The following is a 19,307-nucleotide window of genomic DNA, read 5'->3' as shown; positions in this document are numbered from 1 at the left end:
CACCGGGCCGGCCCTTGCCACGCGCCCGCATCTGACCCCCAGCAGAAGTGGTGAACCCCTGTGCAGATACGACGCGTGGCCGTGGTGGGCACCGGATACGTCGGACTGACCACCGGCGCCTGTCTGGCCACTCTCGGCCATCGAGTGGTGTGCGCGGACAACGACCGCCACAAGGTGGAGCGGCTCCGGCGGGGCGAGGTCGACATCCTCGAGCCCCGCCTGCCCGAACTCGTCCGCGAGGGACTGGACTTGGGTCGGCTGGACTTCGTCCCGGACACCCGGGCCGCGGTCGCCGACGCCGATGTGGTGTTCCTGTGCCTGCCGACCCCGATGGGCGTCGGCGGCGCCGCCGACCTGGCCGCCGTCGAGGCCGTGGCGGACCAGATCCGTGACGAGCTGCCGCACGGCAGCGTGGTGGTCAACAAGTCCACCGTGCCCGTCGGCACCGCCGAGCGCGTCGCCGCGCTGCTGGACCGTCCGGACGTGGCCGTGGTGAGCAACCCGGAGTTCCTCCGGGAGGGTTACGCGGTGCGCGACTTCCTCCACCCCGACCGCATCGTGGTCGGCGCCGCGGACCAGGACGCGGCACGGCGGGTGGCCGGTCTGTACGCCGGACTGGATGCCCCGCTGGTGCTCACCGACGCCGCGGGCGCCGAACTCGCCAAGTACGCCGCCAACTTCTTCCTGGCCATGAAGCTCTCCTTCGCCAACAACCTCGCCACGCTGTGCGAGCACTTCGGCGCCGATGTGGACGATGTGCTCGCGGGCATCGGCCACGACCCGCGCATCGGCTCGGCGTTCCTCAGGCCGGGTCCCGGCTGGGGCGGCTCCTGCCTGCCCAAGGACACCCACGCCCTGCTGACGATCTGCCAGGAGTCGGGCGTGGACTTCCCGCTGCTGGGCGCCACCATCGAGACCAACGTCGAGCACCAGCGGCGGCTCGTCGAGCGCGTGGTGGCCGGGTGCACACCGGTCGACGGCTCGCTGCACGGCGTACGACTGGCTGTGCTGGGCCTGGCCTTCAAGGCGGGCACCTCCGACCTGCGCGACTCACCGGCCCTGGCCATCGCCCGGCTGCTCAAGGAGCGGGGCGCCGAACTCCACGCCTACGACCCCGCCCTGACCGAAACCCGCCCCGACCTCAGCGATCTGCTCACCCTCGCCGACACCCCCGAAGCGGCCCTGAGGGGAGCGCGCGCCTGTCTCGTCCTCACCGAGTGGCCGGAGTTCCGCGACCTCGACTGGGAGCACATCGCCGGACTGCTCGGCTCCCCGCACGTCTACGACTTCCGCAATCTGCTCGACCCGGACCGGCTCCGCCGCGCCGGGCTCACCTGCGAGGGCATCGGCCGCACGCCCGCGATGGCGAGCTGACCGCCCCACCAGCCCTCTCTCGCCCCACCACCCCCCCTCTCGCCGTACGAGACCCTTCCCACAGAAAGGCCCCTGCGTTGCGGGTCATGTTCACCACGCTCGGCAGCCCCTCCCACGGCCGGGCCCAGCTTCCCCTGGCCCGGTCCCTCGCGGCCGCCGGCCATGAGGTGCTGGTCGTCACCACCCCGGCCCTCGCCTTCGTCTTCGAACCGGAGGAGGTGCGGGTGACCAGCGTCATCGGCGACTTCAGCCCGTCCGCCTACCTCGGCACCGTCCTGGCCGAGGAGAACGCCCAGGGCGCTCCGCCGGAGATGGCCGGCGAGGAGCCGCAGGCGCGCATACTGCGCCTCATGACCAAGGCCCTCTCCGGCCCGATGGCCACGATGCTGCTGGACACCCTGCTCCCCGTGGCACACGACTTCCGCCCCGACCTCATCCTGCGCGACGGCATGGACCTCGCCTCGTGCGTCATCGCCGAAGCGCTCGGCATACCGCAGCTCTCCACCCCCTCCGGGGCCTCCAACACCTTCGACCCGGCCGGAATCCTGCCCGGCCTCAACACCCTGCGGAAGCGGCAGAGGCTGTCCACCGTCGAGGACCCGCTGTCGCTCATCCCGCACGGGCGCATCGACTACGTACCGCCCGCCTTCTCCTTCGCCCGGCATCTGCCGGCCTCCTGGTCCTACCGGCAGACGGTGGACGTGGACCGTGGCGCCGCGCTGCCGCGCTGGGTCGCCGAACTGCCCACCGACCGGCCCCTGGCGTTCGCCGCCATCGGCACCGCGATCCCCATGTTCCACGGCAACAAGGAGGCGGACGTCCCTGCGTCGCCCATGCCGGTGCCGGATCCGGTGGACACGCTGCGCGCCATGATCCAGGGGCTGTCGAAGCTGGAGGAGTGCACCGTCGTCCTCGCCACCTCCGGTATCCCCGTGGACACCGACGGGGTGCCGCCGCATGTGCACATCACCGAGCGGCTGCCACAGCCCCTGCTGCTGGAATCCGTGGACCTCTTCCTCACCCACGGCGGCTTCAACAGCATCCGCGAATCGATGCGCACCGCGACACCGATGGCGGTGCTGCCGCAGTTCGGCGATCAGCCCGGCAACGCACAGCGGGTCGAGGAACTCGGCCTCGGCCGGCACATCACCGACCCCACGCCGGACGGCATCACCACCGTCTGCCGTGAGCTGCTGGCCGACGACGACTGCCGCGCCGTGGCCCGCCGGGCGCGGCTGGAGATGCTGGCGCTGCCGGAGATCGACAGTGCCGTCGCCGACCTGGAGAAGATCGCCGGATAACACCGGCTCCCGGAGCCCGGGCCGCGCGCCCGGGCTTCGAGCCCCGCTCCGGGCTTCGAGCCCCGGCTTTCCCCGGCCCTCAACGCGCGGCAGAGAAGGTTCGCAGGTACGTATGTCGTCCTCATCCACCACCACCGAGCCCACCGAGCCCCGGAGCCCCGCCCGGCTGTCCCACCGCCAGGTCGTCACCGTGCTGTCCGGGCTGATGCTCGGCATGTTCCTCGCCGCGCTCGACCAGACCGTGGTCTCCTCGGCGCTGCGCACCATCGCCGACGATCTGCACGGCCTCACCGCCCAGGCGTGGGTGACCACCGGCTATCTCGTCACCGGCACCATCGTCACCCCGCTGTACGGGAAGCTCTCCGACATCTACGGCCGCCGGCCGGTCTATCTGACCGCCATCGTGCTGTTCACCTTCGGGTCGCTGCTGTGCGGATTCGCCACGTCCATCCACCAGCTCGCGGCCTTCCGGGCGGTTCAGGGGCTCGGCGGTGGCGGACTGATGTCCCTGGCCATGACGATCATCGCCGACATCACCTCGCCACGGGAGCGCGGCCGCTACCAGGGCTACATCACGGCGGTCTTCGCCGGTTCCAGTGTCGTCGGCCCCCTGGTGGGCGGGGTGTTCGCCGGACGCGCCACGCTGCTGGGGCTGGACGGCTGGCGCTGGATCTTCCTGGTCAACATCCCGCTGGCGGCCCTCGCCATCGTGGTGATCCTGCGGGTGCTGCACGTGCCCCACCAGCCGGTACGGCACCGCCTCGACTACGGCGGGGCGCTGACGCTGGCGGTCGGGATCGTGCCCCTGCTCATCGTCGCCGAACAGGGGCGGAGCTGGGGCTGGGGCTCTCCCCGGGCGCTGGTGATGTACGCGGTGGGAGTGGTCGGGCTGGTCTCCTTCGTGCTGCTGGAGCGGCGCATGGCGGACGCCGCGCTGCTGCCGGTCAAACTGTTCCGCATCCGCGCGTTCCGGCTGGGCACCGTGCTGCACTTCACCGTGGGCATCACCATGTTCGGCGCCATGACGACGCTGCCGCTGTATCTCCAGCTCGCCAAGGGCATGAGCCCGATGAAGGCGGGCCTGGCCACGCTGCCCACCATGGTGGCGAATGTGACCGTGACCCTGGTGGTGGGCCGGCTGATGTCACGGACCGGCCGGTTCAAGGTGCATCTGGTGGCGGGCGTCGGCTCCCTCACCGTCGCCATGCTGGTGTTCGCCACGCTGAGGGACGACAGCCCGCTGTGGTACGTCGCCATCGGCATGGTGTTCATGGGGGTCGGCCTGGGCGCGGCGATGCAGACGATCACCACGCTCGCCCAGTCCGAGGTGCCCGGGCGGGACATGGGAGCGGCCACCGCGTCGGTGAACTTCTTCCGCTCCAACGGCGGCACGGTGGGCGCCGCCGCCTTCCTGTCCATCCTCTTCTCCCTGGCCGGTTCGCGAATCGGCGAGCGCCTCGCGGTGGCCTCCGAGGACGCGTCGTTCCGCCGGATGGCCGGGGAACCGGCGAACGCGGAGGCTCTGAAGGGCGTCCTGCGGCCCGACGGCGGAGTGAACCTGGAGGACTCGGCCTTCCTCCGCCACCTCGATCCGGGCGTGGCGCAGCCGTTCCTGGAGGGCTATGTCAGCGCCCTGCGCGTGGTGTTCCTCACCGGGGCCGCGGTGGGCCTGATCGCCTTCGTGATCGCCGCCTGGCGGGTGCCGAACACCCAGCTCTCCGCCGACTGACGACCCGGTCGGCGGAGAGCGGGCGGGCGCCGAGGCGACGGGCGGGGACGGACAGGGGGGCGACGCGCGGGGCGTCACCGCACGGCCCGTAGGAAACCCGGGGCCTACCAGGGCGCCGGAGTGCCGTCCCAGGAGAAGAATCCGCCGGTGGGCCCGGTGTCCGGCAGAAGGGCGAGCCGGACCGCGCCCGCCGCGGCCTCGGCCGGATCCCCGTCGCTCTCGGCGGCGCGGGCGTTCAGATCGGTCTTGCGCAGCCCGGGAGCCAGTGCGTTGACCTTGAAGCCCTCGGACGCCAGGGCCTGTGCGGTGTAGAGGGTCAGGGCGTTCAGGGCCGTCTTGGAGGAGCGATAGGCCGCGCCCGATCCGGCGGAGAAGACGAACTGATGCTCCGGGTCCGCGCTCCAGGTCAGCGAACCGGTGCCGCTGGAGACATTCACGATCCGGGGCGCGGGCGAGCGGCGCAGGGCCGGAAGAAAGGCGTTGGTGACGGCGAGAACACCGAAGACGTTGGTCTCATACGTCCGGCGGAAGCCATCGAGATCCGCCTCGGGCGCCGTGGCGCCGTCCACCATGATGCCCGCGTTGTTGACCAGGATGTCCAGCCGGTCCAGTTGCGCGGCGGCCGTGGCGATGCTTTCCGGGTCGGTCACGTCGAGCACCATCAGCCGGGCGCCGCCGCCGATCTCCTCGACGGCCCGGCGCCCCCGCTCGGCGTCGCGCGAGCCCACGTACACGGTGAGCCCCTCGGCGGCGAGCTGATGTGCGATGTCCTTGCCGATGCCCTTGTTGGCACCGGTGACCAGTGCTGTGCGATTGTTCATGACATCAAGGGTTCCCCGGCCACGGCCACCCTGCCAGGGACAACCTGTACCAGGCAGCCGAAGGAGGCAGCATGGCGAGGCACGAACTGGCCCGCTTCCTGCGGGACCGCCGCGAGGGGCTGCGCCCCCAGGACATCGGTCTGCCCGCCGATCCCCACCGCCGTACGCCGGGTCTGCGGCGGGAGGAGGTGGCGGAGCTGGCCCATATGTCGGTCGACTACTACACCCGCCTGGAACAGGCCCGGGGCCCGAGGCCCTCGCCGCGCATCCTGGACGGGCTGGCGGGGGCGCTGCGGCTTACGCCCGCCGAGCGCAGCCATCTGTTCCGGCTCGCGGGGACGATCGCGCCCCCGGGCGTGCGCGCGGTGCGGCGGGTCCGCCCGCATATCGTCCAGATGCTGCGGCGGCTGCCCGACACCGGGGCGATCGTCACCGACGCGGCCTACGACGTGGTCGCCTGGAACCCGCTGGCGCAGGCCCTGCTCGGCGATGACCTCGGTCGGCACGGCAACCTCGCCCGCCGCCGTTTCCTGGACCGGGGCCACGCGTACGAAAGCTCCAGCGCCGAGGAGTTCGGCCGCATCGTGGTCGCACGGCTGCGCCGGGCCGCCGACCGCTACCCCCATGACACGGCGCTCACCGCGCTGCTGGGCGAACTGCGCACCGGCAGCGGGGAGTTCCGGCAGATCTGGGACGAGCGTCCGGTCCATGCGCCCGGCCACCGGACCAAGACCATCGACCACCCCACGGCCGGGACGCTCAAACTGAACTGCGACGTCCTGCTGGTACCCGAGGACGACCAGGAGGTGGTCCTGATCACGGCCGACCCCGGGTCGCCCTCCGCCCGTACGATCCGCCGGCTCGCGGGCGCGGCGGCGTCCTGAGGCGTGGCCCGCGCGCCGTCAGTTCCGTGAATTGCCGAACAGCAGGCGGTACAGAACGAGGAGAACGAACGCGCCGCCGATCGCCGCCCCCCAGGTGGCGGGGTCGAAGAACTCCTTCTGGACCTCCCGGTCGAAGAACTGCGCGGAGATCCAGCCGCCCACGAAGGCCCCCGCGATGCCGATGATCGTGGTGCCGACCAGCCCGCCCGGGTCACGCCCGGGGAGAAGAATCTTGGCGATGACTCCGGCCAGCAGGCCGAGGATGATCCAGCTCACGATACCCACGTTGTCGTCCCCTTTGTTGTGCTCTGGTGCGGTTGTGCCGTGCCGGGGTGAGCGGCTTGATTTCCGGATGCCCAGGGGAGCGGGCGCCATGCCTGAACAGCGTGTGAAGAAAGCTGGTCAGCCATAGGACAGATTGGAACAGGGGTCGTCGTCGGCGGAGCGGGCGTCCTCGGCCACCTTCGAGGGCAGCGTGGAGGGCGTGGCGGGTGTGGAGGCGCCGGGCGAGGGCGCGGTGAGATACGTCTGCCCCAGGGTGAGGCTGATGCCCGCGGTGGTGGCGGGCCGCAGTCCGGCGCCGGGGAAGAGCTGCGCCACGGTCTTGGCCTCGTCCCGCTCGCCGGGGCCGTAGCCGATCACCGTGGTGGCGTGGTCCTGGCTGTCGGCGTTCGTGGCGCCGGCCACGGTGAAACCATGTGTGGTGAGGGTGTTCGCGGCGCGTGCGGCGAGCCCCGGGGTGGTGGTGCCGTTGTACACGGTGACGCTGATGCCCTTGCCCGCCTCGGTGGACGTGGCGCTCGGGGTGGCGGGGGCCCGACGCCCGTCCTTCTTCCCGCCGGCCGCCTTCCCGTCGATGGTGCGGTCGGCCCTGATGTCGGCCCACAGTGCATCGGCGTCGGGCTGGACCACGGCCACCCGTTCGCCCTGGTAGCGCCAGGGGATGGTGAGGAACTTGGTGTTGTGCAGATCGATGTCCTTCAGCGACATGGCGAAGGACATCAGTTTCTTGGCCGACCCGAGCCCCGGGTCCACGGTCATGGACTTGGTGGCCGCGTCCGCCAGCGGATACAGCGTGGTCGGGTCGAAGCCCTGGCCCTTCACCTTCTTGAACAGACTGGAGATGAACGCCTGCTGCCGCTGGATGCGCCCGATGTCGGAGCCGTCACCGATGCCGTGGCGGATGCGGACGTAGTCCAGCGCCTTCTGCCCGGAGACCGTCTGCACCCCCTTGCTGAAGATGCGCTTGCCGCGGGTGCTCCGCTTGGGGCTCAGATCGCGTTGATAGACGTTCTGGGGTACGCATACCTGCACCCCGCCGACCGCCGAGGTCATCCGCGCGAAGCCCTCGAAGTCGATGACGACGGTGTGGTCCATGCGCAGCCCGGTCAGCTTCTCGACGGTGTTCTGGGTGCAGGCCGGGTTGCCCTGTGCCGTCTCGCCCACCGAGAACGCCGAGTTGAACATGGTGTTCCGCTGCGTCCTGGTCCATTTGCCGTCGGGCAGCCGGCACGGCGGGATGTCGACCAGGGTGTCGCGGGGAATCGACACCCCGACCGCGTGCTTGCCATCGGAGTAGACATGCAGCACGAGGGCGGTGTCCGAACGGCCCACGTCCCCGGTGCCGCCGCCCAGCTTGCTGTTGTCGCCCGACCGGGTGTCCGATCCGATGACCAGCACGTTCTGACCGGCGGCGTTGCCCTCGGGCCGATTGTCCGAGAGGCCGTCCGCCCCGAAGGTGGTGATGTTGCCGTTCAGCTTGAAGTAGATCCAGCCCACCCCGCCACCGAGCAGCACCAGGAACGACACCACGATCAGCAGAGCGATCCGCAGCGGGCGGCGCCCCTTGCGCTGCCCGCCCGCGTCGGCCGACCCCGTGGCAGGGCTCCCCGTCGTCTGCCCGACTCTGCCTGTCATGCGCGTCCTTCGTCCGGCGGCTGTTCGAAGGAGAAGACGAACGATGTTGGCTTGAGGTTCTGCGGTTGGTGCGCGGAGGTTCAGCGGACCAGGGAGACGGCGAACGGCCGGAATCGCTCGCGGATCGCTCTGGTTACGGATGGCGGGCCGCGGCCCGTGGCGGGGGCGTCCCGGGGCGCTCAGAGCGCGGAGATCACCCGCCCGCGGTCCTCCATGGCCCGGCGGGCGAGCCGGGAGGCGGGGGCGAGACGGTCGTACTCGTGGATGGCCCCGCTGTGGACATGCAGTTCGGTGGAGACATCGGCCTCGGCGAGCCGCTGTGCGTAGGTGACGGCCTCGGCGCGGAAGATGTCGAGCTCTCCGACCTCGACATAGGCGGGTGCCAGGCCCGCGACGGTGGCCACGCGCGCGGGCGCCGCCTCCGGCGGCACGGCGTCGGTGCCGAACGCCGTGCCCAGCAGGGCGTGCCAGCCGGTCCAGTTGTCGTCCCAGGTCCAGGCGACATACGGGGTCAGCCGTGGATCCGGGGTGAGCGTGCGGTCGTCCAGCATGGGATACAGAAGCGCCTGGCGAGCGAGGGGGACGCCCCGCTCACGGGCGAGGATCGCCGTGCCCGCGGCGAGCCCGCCCCCGGCGCTGTCGCCCATGACGGCGATGCGGCGGGGGTCGACCCTCAGTTCGGCCGCCTGGCCGCCCAACCAGGTCAGCGCGGCGAACACATCCTCCACGGGGCCGGTGCCGGTGGCCGCGTCGGGGGCCAGACGGTAGTCCACGGACAGGAACGGCACCCCGGTGGCCTGGACATATCCGGCGACGACGGAATCGTAGACGTCGACACTGCCGGCGATCATCCCTCCGCCATGGGCGTAGACGACCGCGGAACCCGGCGCGGAGTCGGCCTTCTCGTACCAGCGGACGAGGATCTCCGCCCCGTCCGCGGACCGCACCTTGTGCGAGCCCGCCTTCACCAGGGGAAAGCCGGAGGGGTAGGCCGGGAGCAGGGAGGCCAGCCACCGCATCGAGGCCGTGCCCCTGGCGCGCAGCGTCCGCCAGTCGTCGCGTGCGGGCGGGGGAGTGGGGCCACCCTGCTCGGCGAGGGCCTGTAGCACCGCGGCGAGCTCAGGGTCGAGGGTGAAGGCCATGGTCGACTCCGTTCGAGGACAGCGGGGCGGTGGCGCGGCTACCCCAACTGTCCTCAAAGACTGCTGTGTTGCACTTGAGTGCCGGTACAGAAGCCCAGTGGCGGCCACAGTGAGCCGGCCGTGGCACGGCGGGAACCCTCGGGGCGGGCGCCCCTTCCCATCGGTGCGCCCGCCCCTGACCCTCGGCTCTCCCGACCAGCGCCTTCCCCGCCTCCGCTCCCGTACTCCAGGGAAAACCCGAGTGTGCGGGCGCCCAAGCACCGGTGCCCCGGCCGGAACGAGTCCGGCCGGGGCACGGTGCTGTCGCCTTCGCGGGGTTTGTGGATCAGTCCCGCTGGGCGCCCTTGGGAAGCTGGCGCCACTTCACCTCGGTGGTGGTGTCGTACGTCCAGTCGAGCATCTTCTTCGCGTCCGGGTAGCGGTCCGCGTCGTTGAGCACGACGCCCACGACCTCCTTGTCACCGCGCTTGGCGGCGAACACCAGACAGGGTCCGGCGGGGGTGGTGGTCCCGGTCTTGACGCCGATGGCGCCCTGGTACGAACCCAGCAACTGGTTGGTGTTGTCCCAGGAGTAGTACCGGGTGCGGCCGTTGGCCGCCGGTGCCTCCTGCTTGGTGGACACCGACTTGACAACCGTGTCGAACGTCGCGTTCTCCATGGCGTGGCGGGTCACCTGCGCCAGGTCACGGGGCGTCGAGTAGTTGTCGCTGTCGGCCGAGACACCGTCGAAGGAGTCGTAGTTGGTGTTGGCCAGCCCCAGGTCCTTCGCCTTCGCGTTCATCTTGGAGATGAAGGACTTGGTGCGCTCGGCGGTGGTGTCGCCGGTGCCGAAGGTGTCGGCCAGCGCCATCGCCGCGTCACAGCCGGACGGCAGCATCAACGCGTACAGCAACTGATTGACGGTCAGCTTGTCACCGGTCTGAAGGTCCGCCGTGCTGGCGCCCGACTTGGTGACATAGTCGCGGTATTCCTGCTTGACGGTGACCTGCTGGTTGAGGTCCAGACCCCGGGTCTCGAGCACCACGAGAGCAGTCATGATCTTGGTGGTGCTCGCCATCGGACGCTTGGTGTCGGCGTCCTTGGCCATCAGCTCCTTGTTGGAACCGGTGTCGAGCAGGTACGCGCCCTGGGCGCTGACCTCCGGTGGCGGCTCGGCCGAAGCCTGGGCCATCGCCACCGGAACCGCGATCGCTACGGCCACCGTGGACGCGACCGCCGCGACTCTCCAGCGGGGGGTCACGATTCCACGACGTTTATGCATTCGCCCTCCGTTTCGCTTGTTGAGGATTGGGCGAGCGCATCGTCTCACCGGGCGAAACGGGTCCACGCTCCGGGGTATCGGCCAAGCGATGGCATCGGGGACACAACTACTCCACGCAGCAGTGCGGTTGATCCGCCACGGTCGTGCGGTCCGATGCGTGCGCCCGTCGGTCTGCGACACTCATCGGGTGAGCCGGACACTCGATCACGACGCACTGCGCGGACGTGTCGCCGTCGTCGCCGGGGCGACCCGCGGCGCCGGGCGCGGGATCGCCGCCGCGCTGGGCGAGGCCGGCGCCACCGTCATCTGCACCGGGCGCAGCAGCGTGTCGGGCAGGGACGGGTCGGACTACGACCGGCCCGAGACGATCGAGGAGACGGCCGAGCTCGTCACCCGGCTCGGTGGCACCGGTATCGCCATCCGCACCGACCACCTCGACTCCGGGCAGGTCGGGCGGCTGGCCCGGCGCATCCGCGACGCTCACGGTGGCATCGACGTCCTGGTCAATGACATCTGGGGCGCCGAGCGGCTCAAGGGCGGGCCCGCCGACTGGAACACCCCGATCTGGGAACACAGCCTCGACGACGGGCTGCGCATCCTCCGGCTCGGGCTCGACACCCACCTGATCACCTCGCACCACCTGCTGCCGCTGATGATCGGCACGCCGGGTGGTCTGCTCGTCGAGGTGACCGACGGCACCGCCGCGTACAACGCCGACCGGTATCGCATCTCGGTCTTCTACGACCTGGTGAAGACCGCGGTGAACCGGCTGGCCTTCTCCCAGGGCCACGAGCTGGCGCCGTACGGGGCGACGGCGGTCGCCCTCACACCGGGCTGGCTGCGCTCGGAGATGATGCTCGACGCCTACGGAGTCGGCGAGGCCAACTGGCGTGACGCCTTGCTGCCGGATCGGGGCGAGGGCCGCCCGACCGCCCCTGGAGGTTTCGCGTCCTCCGAGTCCCCCCGTTACGTCGGCCGCGCCGTCGCCGCGCTGGCCGCCGACCCCGACCGGGCCAGGTGGAACCAGCGGTCGGTGAGTTCCGCCCAGCTTGCCGGGGAGTACGGATTCACCGACACCGACGGGTCGCGGCCCGATAGCTGGACCGCGACCTGACAGCGATCCCGCCAGGGCTGGTCAACGCGTCACGCATGTGGCGCCGGGCGTTCCAGTGGCTCTGCCACCGCCCGGGGAGGCGTGGCGCCATGCCGTGGCTCGGTGCCACGCCGTCGCGCGACCCGTCGGCACACCGCGAAACCGGCCATGGCCAGCAGCAGATAGCCGGGGACGAGCAGCACCGCGTCCGGTGTCGTCTGCTCGGCGTGCCAGCCCGCGCCGCGCCGGTCGCCCTCCAGCGCGATCCGGTTGACGGTCAGGAAGGTCAGATGGGTGCCGATGGCGGCCCACAGCGGAGCCCGGGCGAGGGCAGTCCGGGCCGCCACGAGCGTCAGCCCGAACACGGTCAGGAGCATCAGGTAGTCGGCGGGATTCTGCCCGCCCGGTGCGAACCCGATCGGGTCCGGATCGCCGCCGACCAGATGCGCGGTGGCGGCCCCGACCACGGTCGATGCCCCCGGCACCAGCAGGAACACCGCCGTCGTGGCGAGGGCCGAGACGGTGGCCCCGAACCGTGTGCGCAGTGACGTCCAGGCGTAGCCGCGCAGGGTCGTCTCCTCCGGCAGGGCTTCGAGCAGGAAGGCGACCACCCCGTTCGAGAGGATGAACCCGGCGAGGGTGACGGGCTCGATACGCGACCAGCGCAGCATGCCCGCGGCGGTACCCGCGCCGAGAACGACGGCGGCCGAGGCCGCCGTCACCCCCACCCCGGTCAGCAGCGCACGCAGGCTCGGGCCCGCCCCGCCGAACCCGAGCCACGCCGGGGACCGGGGCCCCCGGCTCAAAAGGAGGAGTGCGAGTGGCACGGCCAGCGCGGTGACCAGCACGCCCGGGAGCACCCGGGCCGCGAAGCCGGTGAGGCCAAGGGCGTCGGCGCCGACCGGACCCAGGGCCGTGCCGACGCCGAGTGCCGTGGCCATCACCAGACCACCGGTCAGCGCCCGGAGCAGGGCGGCGGCGGTCGAGGGGGCGGGCGTACCGGTGTGCGGCTCGGTCATGGGAGGTCCTCCGGGAAGTGCGGTGACTCCAGCCATCCTCACGTCCCACTTCGCCACGAAGCTCGTAGCCAGTGATGAAACCGCCCATACATCCTTCGGCGTACCGCGCGTCCGTGGGCTGAGCCCACGCCGGGAATGCGGGGCGGTGGTGAAATGTTAAACTACCTACACACCCCATGCTCGGCGCCGGCCGGACTCCCCCGTGCCGGCCGGTGCCGATTCCCTCCCCGCCGCCTCACCCGGGCGGGGTCCCGGCTCAGTGCAGGGACGCCACCGAGTCCTCGCCGAACGGGATGAGCTCGCTCATCCGGTCGTTCAGGACCTTGTCGGCCCACTCGGGGTCGGCGAGCAGTGCGCGTCCGACCGCGACGAGGTCGAACTCGTCCCGCTCCAGATGGTCGAGGAGCCGCTCGATGGTGTCCACGGCCGCGTTCGCACCGGACAGGGACCCGGGCTGGAAGACGGTGTCCAGGCCGACCGAGCCGACGGTGATGACCGGCTTGCCGGTGACCTTCTTCGTCCATCCGGCGATGTTCAGGTCCGATCCCGTGTCGGGGAACTCGGCCTGCCAGTGGCGGCGTCCGGAGGCGTGGAACGCGTCGACCCCGGCCTCCGCCAGCGGGGTGAGCACGGCCTCCAGTTCCTTGGGGTCTTCGGCGAGCCGGGCGTCGTAGTGATCGGACTTCCACTGGGAGAACCGGAGCACGACGGGGAAGTCGGGCGCGACCTGTTCCCGGACGGCGGCCACCAGGTCGGCGGCGAACGTGGTGCGCGAGGCCAGGTCGCCGCCGTAGCCGTCGGTGCGCCGATTGGTGCGTTCCCAGAGGAACTGGTCGATGAGATAGCCGTGGGCGCCGTGCAGTTCCACGCCGTCGAAACCGATCCGCTCGGCCTCCCGCGCGGCCTTGGCGAAGGCGCCGATGACGTCGTCGATATCGGCGAGGGTCATCGTCGCGCCCGCTCCGGACGTGCCGTCCAGCGCGATCCCGGACGGTCCCACGGACGGGGCGTCGGGGAACGGCGGCGCTCCCGCGGGCCGCTTGATTCCGACGTGCCAGAGCTGGGGCATGATCGCGCCACCGTGGGTGTGCACGGCTTCAACGACCCTTTGCCATCCGGTGAGTTGATCCTCGCCGTGGAACCGGGGAACGTCGTCGAGAAAACCGGCGGACCGGTGGTCGACGGTGGTGCCCTCGGTGATGATCAGGCCGGTGCCCGCCGCGGCCCGGCGCGCGTAGTAGGCGGCGACGTTCTCACCGGGAATGCCGCCGGGGGATTGTGCGCGGGTCATGGGTGCCATGACGATCCGGTTCGGCAGCTTGGCCGAGCCCAGTGCGAACGGGCGGGACAGTGCCGTGGCCACGCGGGTGCTCACCGTGTTGCGCTCCTGCCGTGTCGTTCCGGGGTGGCTTCCCCGGAGTTCGAAAGTGTGAATCTGAAAGATACAGTTTCTATGGCGTAAACTGCAACTGTAGCGATTGCACTTCAGGGGAACGGTGGTACGGCACCGTCGAGTAGGCTGTGTCACGATCTGCGCACGGAGGTGGAGACCTTGCTGGACATCCGGTTCTCCCGTGCGCTCCAGTTGATGCTCTTCCTCGCGGTCGCCGCCGAGGACGACTCCGCACCGCTGAGCTCCGCCGAGTTGGCCCGGGTGCTGAACACCAACCCGAGCCTGGTCCGCAAGCTCCTCGTCCCGCTGACGGAGGAGGGGCTGGTCGTCTGCGTCAAGGGCCGCGCCGGTGGGGCCAGGCTGGGGCGGCCGACCGACCGGATCACCCTGGCGGAGATCTACCGCTGCGCCGTCGGCGACAAGCCGCTGTGGGCCTGCTCGCCCGGGGTGGAGCCCGAGTGCCAGGTGACCGCACACGCCGGTGAGTACTTCGCCGCGCTCACCGCGGAGGCCGAGGAGGCGGTGCTCGAATCGCTGGGCGACCGCACGCTCGCGAACAGTGTGCGGGAACTGCGGCGCCTCGACGCGGGACGCGCGCGAGAGCGCTGATTCGCCGCCCCGGGCCCGCTTTCACATCGCCGGAACGCCGGTGCCCCCGTCCGGCTCGGACACCGCCGCCTGGCGCAGATGCTCGGCGAGTGCCGCGGTGGCGGTGGACGCGGCCCGTGCCTTCTCGCCCCAGGCCAGCAGATGGGTACGGCGCGACCAGGGATCCTGGAGCTCGCACACATCCAGTGGCCGGCCGGGGGCGATGGCCCGGCGTGGCACGACCGCGAGTCCCACACCGGCGGCCGCGAGGGAGACAAGGGTGGGCAGGTGGGCGACGGTGGTGCGGTACCGCACCACCGGAGCGTGCGGACCCAGGTGCTTCTCGATCGAGCGCCGCAGCGAGGAGCCCGCGTCGAGCCCCACGAGCGGATGCTCGGCGACCTCGCGGTAGGCCACCGCGGTGCGCCCCGCGAGGATCCCGCCGGACTGGCCGATCACCACCAGGGAGTCATCGCAGAGGGGTTCCATGGTGAGACCGCAGTCGCGGGCCTCGGTGTCGAGAACGACGCCCAGGTCCGCCTCGCCATCGGCGAGCAGCCGCACGGTCCGCGGGGTGCGGCTCTCGGACGCCGTCACATCGACGTCCGGGTGCGCGCGGAGGAACGAGACCAGGGCCCTCGGCACCAGGTGATGCATCGCCGAGCCGCCGCCCAGCAGGGTCAGTGGCGCGGTCGGCGGCCGGGCGTAGCTCGCCACGGCGCTTTCGAGGCGCGCCGTCTGGGCGAGCACATCCCGTGCGTGGCGGGCCAGCGCCGTCCCCGCCGGAGTGGGGCGCACCCCCCGCCGGCCACGGATCAGCAGGGCCACGCCCGCGTGGTGTTCGAGCGAGCGCACCCTGGCGCTGGCCGACGGGAGGCTCAGATGCATCCGGCGGGCGCCCGCCGTGATCGAGCCCTCCGCCACGATGTGAAGGAAGAGCCGCAGGTCGTCCAGGTCATAACGCACCCTGACGAGCCTATGGCACAGCCTTGCGCAGGCTACGCGGATCACGCATTGTGCGCCCACGGGCCGGGGGGCGATGCTCGGCGGGTGTCCGAGATGGTGATTGTTCTGCTGGCGGGCGTGGCCGCCGGGGCGTTGAACGCCGTCGGGGGCGGGGGCACGTTCGTGGCGCTGCCCGCCCTGGTCGCGGCCGGTCTGTCCCCGGTGACGGCGAACGCGTCCTCGACCGTGGCCCTCGTACCCGGGACCGTGGCGAGCGCGTGGGTCTACCGGCGCGACCTCGCCCCGGTCGGCGGCACGTCCACACGGGCGCTGACCGGGGTCAGTGTGATCGGCGGCGGGCTCGGCGCGGGTCTGCTGCTGACGCTGCCCGCGGTGTCGTTCGACGTCGCGGTGCCCTGGCTGCTCGCGTTCGCCACGGTGATCCTCGCCTTCGGGCGCCATGTCTCCCGTGTGGTGAGCGACGCGAAGGGCCATGCGGTCGGCATGAGCCCCCGGGCCGTCCTGATCGGCCAGTTCCTCCTCGCCGTGTACGGCGGCTACTTCGGCGGTGCCGTCGGCATCATGATGCTGGCCGTGTGGAGCGTCGGCCTCGGCCTCGATCCCTCGGCCGGCAACCCGATGCGGGTCGCCCAGATCGCGGCCGTCTATCTCAGTGCGACCGGGCTGTTCCTCATCGCCTCGGATGCGCTGAGCGCACCGTTGGTGCTCATCACCATGCTGGTCGGCGCGGTGGCCGGCGGGGTGGCCGGAGCGGAGATCGCCCGTCGTCTCCCCGCGTGGCTGCTGCGCGGCGTCGTGCTGACCACCGCCGTCACCATGACCGTCCTGTACTTCCTCCGGGGCTGAGCAGGCGGCTCAGCCCCGCGGAGGAGCAGCGGAGGGGCGCTACGACAGTGTGTCGGCCACGACATGCGCCGCGTCCGCGATCAGCTTGTCGTCGGACTTGGCGTCCTTGTCACCGCGGTTCGACATGATCGCCACGACGATGGGGGCGGAGTCGGGCGGCCACACCACCGCGATGTCATTGCGGCCACCGTAGTAGCTGCCGCTTCCGGTCTTGTCGCCGACCTGCCAGTCCTTGGGCACCCCGGCCCTGATGAGCGCGTCCCCGGTGGTGTTGGTCCGCAGCCACTTCGTGAGCTGTGCGCGCTCTCCGTCGCCGAGGACATCGCCGAGCACAAACGCGCGCAGATCCTTGGCCATCGCGCGCGGGGTGCTGGTGTCCTGGGTGGAACCGGGGACCCAGCGGCTCAACTCCGGCTCGCGGCGCTCCATCTGGATGACGTCGTCGCCCATCTTCTCGAGCATGGCGTCGAGGCCCCCCGGTCCGCCGAGCTCGTCGAAGAGCAGGTTGGCCGCCGTGTTGTCGCTGTAGCGGACGGCGGCGTCACACAGCGCGCCCAGGCTCATCCCGGTGTCGACATGCTCCTCGGTCACGGGGGAGTTGTCGATGAGATCGTCCTTGGAGTACTTGATCACCCGGTCCAGCCCGCCCAGCTTGACCTTCTTCAGCACGGCACCGGCCTCCAGCGCCTTGAACGTGGAGGCGTAGCCGAACCGCTCGCCGTCGCGATAGGCCACCTCGTGTCCGGTGCCGGTGTCGATGGCGTAGACACCCAGCCGCGCGTCGTAGGAGCGCTCCAGCTTCTTGAGCTCGCCGGTGAACGACGCCGGGTCGGTGCCCGCCTTCGCGGTCAGATCCGTGGACGTGGACGGCGAACGGGATGCGCTCGACGACCCCGATGCGTCCGAGGATCCGTCCTGGCCGCAGGCCGTCAGCGGGACGAGAAGCGTGAGCGCGGTGAGCGCGCCGAGGGCGGTGTGCCGGGCACGGGGGAATCGCATGATCCTGACCTCCGATTGGGCCCCCGAAACGCAGGGGGCACAGGGGATGGAACGACCGGGCCCCTCGCCGGGGCGCGGCCGTGGGCATCGGGATCACCTTCGCCGTCGGGCGGCTATGCGGTCCAATACGCTCCTGCGCTCTTTCATGCTGATCTGGCATAGAGTGCGGATGTGGATCTGGTGGGAGCGTGCCGGGCGTTCGTCAGCGTCAGCGAGCGTGGGAGCTTCACCGTCGGGGCGGCCGCTGCCCGGATGTCCCAGTCGGTGGCCAGCCGTCGGGTGGCCGCTCTGGAGGAGCGCTTCGGCGAGCAGCTCTTCGAACGCACCTCACGGCGGGCCGTACTCACCCCCTTCGGGCGGGAGATGCTGCCGGTGGCCAGACAGCTCGTACAGGCGGCCGATGTGCTGCTGCACGAGGCCGAGGCCGCCAAGCGCAAACCGTGGCGGCTCGCGGTGCCCGGCATCTGCTCAACGGCCGGTCTCGCCCGGCTCGTCGCCGAGGCACGCGGACACGGGATCACGCTCGATCTGCGCGTCGCGGCACCGGCGCAGCGCCTGGAGCTCATTCACGCGCAGCAGGTGCGGGCCGCCCTGCTCGCGGTGCCCGCGGACGAGGCCACCTGGTCCGTGCCGCTCGGGCTCGCCGGAGTCCAGGAGCCCGGTGTGCGGCGGGTCTATCTCGAGACGCTGCGGGTCGGCCGGGCCGCTCCGGGCCCGGCCCGCCGTATCTGGATCCAGCCCGAGGACGATGTGCCGCATATCCGCGACCCGCTGACCCGGCTGCGCGACGCGGTCGGTCTGCGGCCCGCCCAGCTCGTGGCCGCCACCGACCTGACGACCGCCGCCGCCGAAGTCCTCAGCACCCACGACCTGTTGCTGTGCTCTCCCGCGCAGGCAGCGGAACTCGCCCTGAAGTGGCGGCCCATCGGCGAGATCACACTCGACCGGGGGTTCGCTCTCGCCGCCGCCGCGGACGGCAATCCGCAGCCCATCGAAGGACGCCTGGGCGGCGCCATCGCCCGCTGCCTCGGCGCGGACAACCGGGCGGACACCGAGGAAGGAACGCAAGCGTGAGCACCGAGACACTGCTGCGCGATCTGCGCGAGCAGTTGCGCGACGGCGGCCTGCACGGCTGCCTGCTCGTACGGGACCTCCACACGGGGGACGAGCTGGGAATCGACCCGGACACCCAGTTGCCGTCCGCCTCCCTGGTCAAGGTCCCGCTCGCGCTGGCGACGGCGGAGCGCATCCGGCGCGGCGACCTCGACGGAGCGACGATGCTCGACGTAGCCCCGGGGCGGATCACCACGCCCGGCCCCACCGGGCTGAGCCGGTTCCGCCACCCCGCCCGGATCGCCATCGAGGATCTGCTCTACCTGAGCACCTGTGTGAGTGACGGAACGGCGGCGGACGCACTGTTCGACCTCACCCCGCCCGCCCAGGTGGCCGAGATCCTCCAGGAACTCGGGCTGCGTGGCATCACCGTCCGGCACGGCATGCGCGAACTGAGCGAAACCCCCGTGGAGCGCTTCGACGCCGAGCAGGTGCATCTCGCCCACGCCCTGGCCATCGACGCGGGCACCAGCGGCCGCGGCCACCGGGTGCCGCAACTCGACACCACGCGCGCCAACACCGGCAGCGCACGCGCCTGGGCGGACCTGCTCCAAGCCCTGTGGACACCGTCGAAAATCCACCCCGACGCGGCCCTCCAGGTGCGCGACCTCATGGCCCACAACGTGCTGCGGCACCGGCTCGCCCCGGACTTCAGCTCCGACGCCACCACCTGGTCCTCCAAGACCGGCACCCTCCTCAACCTCCGCCATGAGATCGGCATCGTCGAGCACTCCGACGGCCAGGCGTTCGCCATCGCCGTGCTCACCGAGTCACTCGTGCCCGCGAGCACCCAGCCCGGTGCCGACGCCCTCATGGCACAGGTGGCCCGCACCCTGCGCGACCACCTCCGGCAGCTCTAGC

At 71.2% G+C, this 19,307-nt stretch carries 18 protein-coding genes; 9 read left to right on the top strand and 9 right to left on the bottom strand.

The genetic code is table 11. The annotated features are described in order from the left end of the window. The first annotated feature begins 60 nt into the window (after positions 1-60). The 3 genes from ACK1X7_RS05235 to ACK1X7_RS05225 all read left to right on the top strand — a co-directional run bounded on the left by ACK1X7_RS05235 (position 61) and on the right by ACK1X7_RS05225 (position 4,404). The gene (locus ACK1X7_RS05235) at positions 61-1,374 is read left to right on the top strand and encodes a UDP-glucose dehydrogenase family protein (RefSeq protein WP_413114694.1); all 1,314 of its coding nucleotides are present in this window, start codon (positions 61-63) and stop codon (positions 1,372-1,374) included. 86 nt (positions 1,375-1,460) lie between these two features. Then, complete coding sequence (locus tag ACK1X7_RS05230) at positions 1,461-2,675, top strand: glycosyltransferase (protein WP_385145582.1); 1,215 nt, start codon at positions 1,461-1,463, stop codon at positions 2,673-2,675. A 112-nt stretch (positions 2,676-2,787) separates the two neighbouring features. Continuing rightward, on the top strand, positions 2,788-4,404 hold the full coding sequence (locus ACK1X7_RS05225) for an MDR family MFS transporter (protein WP_385145580.1): 1,617 nt from the start codon (positions 2,788-2,790) through the stop codon (positions 4,402-4,404). 104 nt (positions 4,405-4,508) lie between these two features. Here ACK1X7_RS05225 and ACK1X7_RS05220 read toward each other — a convergent pair whose 3' ends face one another. Next, positions 4,509-5,225 carry an SDR family oxidoreductase gene (locus tag ACK1X7_RS05220; protein WP_386942798.1) on the bottom strand — a complete coding sequence of 239 codons (717 nt, stop codon included), beginning with the start codon at positions 5,223-5,225 and terminating at the stop codon, positions 4,509-4,511. A gap of 71 nt (positions 5,226-5,296) precedes the next feature. Between ACK1X7_RS05220 and ACK1X7_RS05215 the strand changes: the two genes are divergently transcribed. Then, on the top strand, positions 5,297-6,109 hold the full coding sequence (locus tag ACK1X7_RS05215; RefSeq protein ID WP_398160753.1) for a helix-turn-helix transcriptional regulator: 813 nt from the start codon (positions 5,297-5,299) through the stop codon (positions 6,107-6,109). 18 nt (positions 6,110-6,127) lie between these two features. Here ACK1X7_RS05215 and ACK1X7_RS05210 read toward each other — a convergent pair whose 3' ends face one another. The 4 genes from ACK1X7_RS05210 to ACK1X7_RS05195 form a co-directional block, all read right to left on the bottom strand. Next, positions 6,128-6,394: a GlsB/YeaQ/YmgE family stress response membrane protein gene (locus ACK1X7_RS05210; RefSeq protein WP_211127266.1), complete on the bottom strand. Its 267-nt coding sequence runs from the start codon at positions 6,392-6,394 to the stop codon at positions 6,128-6,130. Between the two features lie 117 nt (positions 6,395-6,511). Beyond that, positions 6,512-8,026 (bottom strand): LCP family protein, encoded by a 1,515-nt coding sequence (locus tag ACK1X7_RS05205; protein ID WP_390794731.1) that lies wholly within the window; start codon positions 8,024-8,026, stop codon positions 6,512-6,514. A gap of 179 nt (positions 8,027-8,205) precedes the next feature. Then, positions 8,206-9,168: an alpha/beta hydrolase fold domain-containing protein gene (locus tag ACK1X7_RS05200; protein ID WP_385145572.1), complete on the bottom strand. Its 963-nt coding sequence runs from the start codon at positions 9,166-9,168 to the stop codon at positions 8,206-8,208. Positions 9,169-9,493: 325 nt separating this feature from the next. Then, the gene (locus ACK1X7_RS05195; RefSeq protein WP_390794730.1) at positions 9,494-10,429 is read right to left on the bottom strand and encodes a D-alanyl-D-alanine carboxypeptidase family protein; all 936 of its coding nucleotides are present in this window, start codon (positions 10,427-10,429) and stop codon (positions 9,494-9,496) included. Between the two features lie 187 nt (positions 10,430-10,616). On the opposite strand from ACK1X7_RS05195, the gene ACK1X7_RS05190 reads away from it, so the two are divergent. Next, positions 10,617-11,543, top strand: coding sequence for an SDR family oxidoreductase (locus ACK1X7_RS05190; RefSeq protein WP_385145568.1), 927 nt, complete (start codon positions 10,617-10,619; stop codon positions 11,541-11,543). Positions 11,544-11,572: 29 nt separating this feature from the next. Here ACK1X7_RS05190 and ACK1X7_RS05185 read toward each other — a convergent pair whose 3' ends face one another. After that, positions 11,573-12,541, bottom strand: coding sequence for a type II CAAX prenyl endopeptidase Rce1 family protein (locus ACK1X7_RS05185; RefSeq protein WP_413114693.1), 969 nt, complete (start codon positions 12,539-12,541; stop codon positions 11,573-11,575). Between the two features lie 256 nt (positions 12,542-12,797). Continuing rightward, complete coding sequence (locus ACK1X7_RS05180) at positions 12,798-13,916, bottom strand: NADH:flavin oxidoreductase (protein ID WP_390794728.1); 1,119 nt, start codon at positions 13,914-13,916, stop codon at positions 12,798-12,800. Between the two features lie 177 nt (positions 13,917-14,093). Here ACK1X7_RS05180 and ACK1X7_RS05175 point away from each other — a divergent pair, with 177 nt between their 5' ends. Then, the gene (locus ACK1X7_RS05175) at positions 14,094-14,543 is read left to right on the top strand and encodes an RrF2 family transcriptional regulator (protein WP_390794727.1); all 450 of its coding nucleotides are present in this window, start codon (positions 14,094-14,096) and stop codon (positions 14,541-14,543) included. 21 nt (positions 14,544-14,564) lie between these two features. Here ACK1X7_RS05175 and ACK1X7_RS05170 read toward each other — a convergent pair whose 3' ends face one another. Further along, positions 14,565-15,488: a LysR family transcriptional regulator gene (locus tag ACK1X7_RS05170; RefSeq protein WP_385157644.1), complete on the bottom strand. Its 924-nt coding sequence runs from the start codon at positions 15,486-15,488 to the stop codon at positions 14,565-14,567. Between the two features lie 93 nt (positions 15,489-15,581). Here ACK1X7_RS05170 and ACK1X7_RS05165 point away from each other — a divergent pair, with 93 nt between their 5' ends. Continuing rightward, positions 15,582-16,334 carry a sulfite exporter TauE/SafE family protein gene (locus ACK1X7_RS05165; protein WP_390794780.1) on the top strand — a complete coding sequence of 251 codons (753 nt, stop codon included), beginning with the start codon at positions 15,582-15,584 and terminating at the stop codon, positions 16,332-16,334. 39 nt (positions 16,335-16,373) lie between these two features. On the opposite strand, the gene bla is transcribed toward ACK1X7_RS05165, so the two are convergent. Then, complete coding sequence (gene bla / locus ACK1X7_RS05160) at positions 16,374-17,333, bottom strand: class A beta-lactamase (protein ID WP_385157649.1); 960 nt, start codon at positions 17,331-17,333, stop codon at positions 16,374-16,376. 171 nt (positions 17,334-17,504) lie between these two features. Here bla and ACK1X7_RS05155 point away from each other — a divergent pair, with 171 nt between their 5' ends. Next, entirely contained in the window at positions 17,505-18,407 is a 903-nt protein-coding gene (locus tag ACK1X7_RS05155) for a LysR family transcriptional regulator (RefSeq protein ID WP_390794726.1), read from the top strand. Continuing rightward, positions 18,404-19,306: a serine hydrolase gene (locus ACK1X7_RS05150; protein WP_385156665.1), complete on the top strand. Its 903-nt coding sequence runs from the start codon at positions 18,404-18,406 to the stop codon at positions 19,304-19,306. Before ACK1X7_RS05155 ends, ACK1X7_RS05150 begins: the two co-directional genes overlap by 4 nt. Position 19,307 lies beyond the last annotated feature (1 nt).

The sequence above is a fragment of the Streptomyces sp. CY-1 genome, from assembly GCF_047218265.1.
In the GTDB taxonomy this organism is placed as follows: Bacteria; Actinomycetota; Actinomycetes; order Streptomycetales; family Streptomycetaceae; genus Streptomyces; species Streptomyces niphimycinicus.
This window is presented reverse-complemented; position numbering and strand designations above follow the sequence as displayed.